The sequence below is a fragment of the Streptomyces sp. URMC 126 genome (assembly GCF_051386555.1).
Taxonomy (GTDB): domain Bacteria; phylum Actinomycetota; class Actinomycetes; order Streptomycetales; family Streptomycetaceae; genus Streptomyces.
Genome location: NZ_JBPQTX010000399.1, coordinates 1 through 5,610 on the forward strand (window position 1 = coordinate 1; position 5,610 = coordinate 5,610).

Below are 5,610 nucleotides of genomic sequence, written 5' to 3' on the forward strand. Positions count from 1 at the left end.
CGCCCCCCCCCCCCCCCCCCCCCCCCCCCCCCCCCCCCGGCGCTCCCGGCGACGGCGCGCCGCACTACGCCGAGAACCACGCCTACCGGGGCACCATCCCGCTCTCCGCCGGGCAGCGGCGCGAGGCGGACGCCCAGGCGGCCCGCGTCCGGGACGCCCTGGAGAAGCTGCGGGCCGCGAAGACCACCGGACCGAAGGCCGTCGAACCGGCGCTGCGGCACCTCGGGTACCGACAGGACGCCCTGACGCTCACCCCGGACGGCGAGGGGACCGCGTACACGGTGGCCCTCCCCGAGATCTGCGTGAAGGGGACGGTCGACCGGACGCGGGTCCAAGCCGAGGCCCACGGCCACTACATGGAGGGCGGCGGGAACGGCTGCGAGGAACCGCGCGGCGGGCACTGAGCGGACGACCCCGCCGTACGCCGGCCGAACGCCCCCGCGAACCCTCGTCCCGCTCGCCCCTAAGCCGTCTCCCAGCCCCCCAAACCCCACTCTTTCCCGGGTCTTTCCCTTAGGGGATGTCACAGCTCAGCAGCAAGGAAGCCCCTGCGCCCCCGCCCCCGCACCACCGATTCCCGGGAGCGGGTACGTTCGAAGGCGTGGCTGGATTCAGGATGGGACGCGGACGGGACTCGGAAGAGGGCAACGCCGCACGACAAGCACGACACCCCGGGCAGCAGGGCCCCTACGGGGGCGCCCCGTACGGCGCGCCCGGCGGGGCGGCCGGGCACACCCCCGGGGCGCCCGGCGGCTGGCACGGACAGCAGTGGCAAGGGGGACAAGGGGCGCAGGGGGGCCAGGGGGGACAGGGCGGTCCGGCCGCCGGCCGGGACGAGCCGGAGTACTTCGGCGGCGAGCCGTCGTCGCCTCCCGGGCCCCCGCAGGGCCCGGGACCGTCCTACGGCGGGCAGCAGACGTACGGGGGACCGGCCTACGGCGGACACGGCGGCCAGGGCGGGCAGCCCTACCCGGGCCACGGTCATGGTCAGGGCCAGGGCCAGGGCCACGGCCCCGGGCAGCCGTACCCGCAGGGCGCCCACGGCGGGCGCCCCGACCCGTCGTACGACCCCTACGGCCCCGCCAGCCCGCACCCCGGCCCCGGCGGCCCCGGCCAGGGCGGCCATCCAGGCGGGCATCCGGGCAACCGGCAGGGCAGCACCCAGCAGTTCGGCCTCGGGGAGGCCCCCGACGCGTACCCGCACCAGGGCGGCGGTACCCCCTACGGGGACGGCCCCTACGGGGGCGGCTCCCACGGCGACGGGTACGGAGACGACGGCTACGGGGACGACGGCTACGACGACCCCCCGCCGTACAACGGCCCCCCGCCCGGCCCCAAGCTGCACTGGAAGGAGCTCCTGACCGGCCTCGTGCTGCGCCCGTCCGCCACCTTCTGGCGGATGCGCGACCACCCCATGTGGGTCCCCGCGCTGCTGGTCACCTTCGTCTACGGTCTGCTCGCGGTCTTCGGGTTCGACAAGGCCCGCGAGGACGTGCTGAACGCGACGTTCGCCAACAGCATCCCCCTCGTCCTGATCGCCGGTGTGATCGTCCTCGTCTCCGGTCTGATCCTCGGCGCGGTGACGCACACCCTGGCCCGCCAGCTGGGCGGCGACGGCCTGTGGCAGCCGACCATCGGCCTCTCCCTCCTCATCATGTCGATCACGGACGCCCCGCGACTGGTCCTCGCGGTCTTCCTGGGCGGTGACAACCCGGTCGTCCAGCTCCTCGGCTGGGCCACCTGGCTGCTGGCGGGCTACCTCTTCACCTCGATGGTGAGCAAGTCGCACGACATCCCCTGGCCGAAGGCGCTGGGCGCGTCGGCGATCCAGCTGGCCGCCCTGCTGTCGATCATCAAGCTGGGCACCCTGTAGCCCACCGGCCACCGCACGGGGCCCCGGAAGCGAACGGAATGTTCGCCTCCGGGGCCCCGCCCCTATACCCGGCCGTCCGGCGTGCAACGATCACCGCGGCGTCCCCCCACACCCTTGCGCCGCAGTCGTTCCCGGCAAGGATCATCAAGGACCACCGTGACCCTCAGCACGCATCGCCGCACCGCTCTCCGCCGCGCCCCGGCCGCGGCCCTCGCCCTCGCCTCGGCCGCCCTCGGACTCACCCTCCCCGCGGGAACCGCCCACGCGGCGCCGGCCGGCTGCGCCCCCGGCGTCTGGAAGGCCGAGTTCTTCCCGAACACCACCTTCCGGGGCACCCCCAAGAAGACCGCCTGCGACGACGTCATCGCCGAGAACTACGGCACCGGCGCCCCCGCCGGTACCGGCCTGCCGCGCGACGGCTTCGGCGTGCGCTGGACGACCACCCGGGACTTCGGCTCCGGCGGGCCGTTCACCTTCACCGCCGAGGCCACCGACGGCGTCCGCGTCTACCTCGACAACGTCCTCAAGATCGACGAGTGGAAGGACGTTCCGAAGACCCGGAAGAAGGCCGTCCGCGTCACCGTCCCCAAGGGGAAGCACACACTCCGGGTGAACTACGCGGCCTTCACCGGCCCGGCGAACGTCAAGTTCTCCTACACGCCGGTGACCGCCAAGGCCGACGACAAGACCGCCCCGCTGGCCCCGGCCGGCGTCCGGGCCGCCTTCGACCGCAAGACCGGCAGAACGACGCTCCGCTGGACCCCCAACAACGAGCAGGACCTGGCCGGCTACACCGTCCACCGCCGCGTCCTGCCCGCCCGCGGCAAGCCCGGCGCCTGGACCGTCGTCAGCGGCAAGAAGCCCCTGACCGCCGCCTCCTTCACCGACCGCCCGAAGGCGAACGGGGACGGCTACGCGTACGCCGTCACCGCCACCGACAAGGCCGGCAACGTCTCCCGCCGCTCGGCGGAGGCGCGGATCACCACGCCCGGGAAGCCGGTCCCGGCCCTGCCCGCCCCGCACGACGTGGCCGCCTCCGGCGAACCGGACGGCACCACCGTGACCTGGCAGGCCGCCCCGGGCCCCGGTTTCCACGTCTACCGGTCCGAGAGGCCGTCCGGCCCCTGGACCCGCCTCACCCGGGAGCCGTTCGGCGGCTACGCGTACATCGACACCACCGCCCCCTTCGACACGGCGGTGTACTACTACGTCACCAGCGTGTCGGACGGAGCCGAAAGCCCCGCCTCCGCGGTCGTCAAAGCCGACCGCCCCCGCGTGACGGACACCACCGCACCCGCCGCCCCGACCGGACTCCGAGTGGAGACGGAAGGCAAGGCGGCCAGGCTGACCTGGGACGGGAACACCGAACCGGACCTCTCCCACTACCGGGTCCAGCGCCGCCGCGGCAGCTACGACGAGCCGTGGACGACCGTCGCCGAACGCGTCGAGGGCACCTCGTACACCGACCGTCCCAAGAACGACGGCACGGTGTACGTGTACACGATCATCGCCGTGGACACCCACCGGAACGAGTCCGCCCGGTCCGTCACCGCCGCCTACCGGAGCCCGAACCTCACCCCGCCGGAGGCGCCCCGCTACGTCACCGCCAGCCAGGACCGGAGCGGCGACGTCCTCCTGGGCTGGAACGAGAGCCGGCGGGCCGAGACCTACCGGATCTACCGGGCCGACGACGAGGGCGAGCCCTACGAGCTCATCGCCACCGTACGGCCCGACATCCCCGGTGCGCAGCAGTACATCGACCGTGACACCACCCCGGGCATGTACCGCTTCTACGTGCTCACCGCCGTCGACCGGGACGGCAACGAGTCCGAGCGGAGCAACCGCGCGCTCGGCCGGCGCGGCCTGCCGAGCACCGCCCAGGACCCGGCACGGCCGACCGACCTGACGGCGGTCGTCAACCGGAACGCCATCACCCTCACCTGGCGGCAGCCCGACAACCCGCGGGGTGCCCGGATCCAGAAGTACCGCGTGTACCGCTACGAGGGCGGCAAGGTCAACCCGTCCCTGATCACCGAGATCCCGTACGCGCTCTCGTACACGGACACCAAGCTCGTCCCGAACACCGGCTACCAGTACCGGGTGATGGCCGTCGACGTGCAGGGACGCACGTCGGGCCTCTCCGACACCGCGGTCCGCCGCGGCTGACACCGGGCGCACGGCGAAGGCCCCGGCTCCCCTAGGGGGGAACCGGGGCCTTCGCTCCGAACCGTCCGGGTCACGCGTCGAGGACCTGGCCCTCGCGCCGCACGACCGGCGGCTCGACGCTCCACGGGAAGTTGATCCACTCGTCGGTGCGCTTCCACACGTACTCGCACTTCACCAGCGAGTGCGACTTCTCGTAGATCACCGCGCTGCGGACCTCGGCGACGTGCTCCAGGCAGAAGTCGTGGACGAGCTTGAGCGTCTTGCCGGTGTCCGCGACGTCGTCCGCGATCAGGACCTTCTTGTTGGAGAAGTCGATCGCGTTCGGGACGGGCGACAGCATGACCGGCATCTCGAGCGTCGACCCCACGCCGGTGTAGAACTCGACGTTCACCAGGTGGATGTTCTTGCAGTCCAGCGCGTAGGCGAGACCGCCGGCGACGAAGACGCCGCCGCGCGCGATGGACAGGATGATGTCGGGCTCGTAGCCGTCGTCCGCGACGGTCTGGGCCAGCTCCCGGATGGCCTGCCCGAAGATCGGGTAGGTCAGGTTCTCGCGGATGTCACTCACTTGCTCTTCGCCCTGTTCCCTGGTCGTCGGACCTGCGCGCCCTGCGCGGTCAGACCTGCGTGCGGTGGAAATTCTGGAAGGACCGCGACGGCGTCGGCCCGCGCTGGCCCTGGTACCGGGAACCGTGCTTCGCGGACCCGTACGGGTGCTCGACCGGCGACGTCAGCCGGAACATGCACAGCTGCCCGATCTTCATCCCCGGCCAGAGCTTGATCGGGAGCGTCGCCATGTTCGACAGCTCCAGCGTCACGTGACCGGAGAACCCCGGGTCGATGAAACCCGCGGTCGAGTGCGTCAGCAGGCCGAGCCGGCCCAGGCTGGACTTGCCCTCCAGCCGCGAGGCGATGTCCCCGGGCAGCGTGATGACCTCGTACGTCGAGGCCAGCACGAACTCGCCCGGGTGCAGGATGAACGCCTCGTCCCCCTCCGGCACCACCTCACGGGTGAGGTCCGCCTGCTCCACGGCGGGGTCGATGTGCGGGTACCGGTGGTTCTCGAACACCCGGAAATAGCGGTCGAGGCGCACATCGATGCTCGACGGCTGCACCATCGAGGCGTCGTACGGGTCGATCCGCACCCGGCCGGCGTCGATCTCGGTCCGGATGTCCTTGTCTGAGAGAAGCACGGGTCGAGGATACGCGGAGAAGAAGGACAACGCGGGCCCGGTCCTTCCCGGACCGGGCCCGCGCTGCCGCTCACCGCGTGACGATCACCGCTTCTGCTGCCCCACCGGCACCGAGTGCCGCAGCCGCGCACAGCGCGGACAGCGCAGCAGCCGGCCGGGACCGATCCGGCCGGGACCGAGGTTCTGCATCGGGAACGAAGCGGTGCTGAACACGTGCCCCTCGGCACAACGGACGACGGTGCGCTCCATCGAGTCCCTTTCCCCATGGACGTGAAAGACAAAAGCCACATTAGGGGATGTATGGGACGCGCTCGCGCGCGGCACTCCCACCACCCCCGGGCCGGCTACCCCCGCCGGCGCGGTGTCGCCGCCGCCATC

General features: G+C 72.4%; 6 protein-coding genes. 3 read left to right on the forward strand and 3 right to left on the reverse strand.

Annotated elements, in window-relative coordinates:
• From ACSNOK_RS30025 to ACSNOK_RS30035, 3 genes are all read left to right on the forward strand, one after another.
• Positions 1-404, forward strand: a 404-nt coding sequence (locus tag ACSNOK_RS30025; RefSeq protein WP_436783955.1) for a hypothetical protein, incomplete at its 5' end; no start/stop codon positions are given.
• Positions 405-601: 197 nt separating this feature from the next.
• Positions 602-1,873: a Yip1 family protein gene (locus ACSNOK_RS30030; RefSeq protein ID WP_436783956.1), complete on the forward strand. Its 1,272-nt coding sequence runs from the start codon at positions 602-604 to the stop codon at positions 1,871-1,873.
• Positions 1,874-2,029: 156 nt separating this feature from the next.
• Entirely contained in the window at positions 2,030-4,039 is a 2,010-nt protein-coding gene (locus ACSNOK_RS30035; protein WP_436783957.1) for a fibronectin type III domain-containing protein, read from the forward strand.
• A 70-nt stretch (positions 4,040-4,109) separates the two neighbouring features.
• Here the strand turns inward: ACSNOK_RS30035 and ACSNOK_RS30040 are convergent, their stop codons facing one another.
• The 3 genes from ACSNOK_RS30040 to ACSNOK_RS30050 form a co-directional block, all read right to left on the reverse strand.
• Positions 4,110-4,607, reverse strand: a complete 498-nt coding sequence (locus ACSNOK_RS30040) for a phosphoribosyltransferase (RefSeq protein WP_185944345.1) — start codon at positions 4,605-4,607, stop codon at positions 4,110-4,112.
• A gap of 49 nt (positions 4,608-4,656) precedes the next feature.
• Positions 4,657-5,232, reverse strand: a complete 576-nt coding sequence (gene dcd / locus ACSNOK_RS30045; RefSeq protein ID WP_004947512.1) for a dCTP deaminase — start codon at positions 5,230-5,232, stop codon at positions 4,657-4,659.
• 84 nt (positions 5,233-5,316) lie between these two features.
• On the reverse strand, positions 5,317-5,481 hold the full coding sequence (locus ACSNOK_RS30050; RefSeq protein ID WP_004947509.1) for a hypothetical protein: 165 nt from the start codon (positions 5,479-5,481) through the stop codon (positions 5,317-5,319).
• Between the last annotated feature and the right edge of the window lie 129 nt (positions 5,482-5,610).

What these genes read in the sequence shown, in the direction of transcription:
- ACSNOK_RS30050 (WP_004947509.1), bottom strand. Translation starts at nt 5,481, where the DNA reads ATGGAGCGCACCGTCGTCCGTTGTGCCGAGGGGCACGTGTTCAGCACC.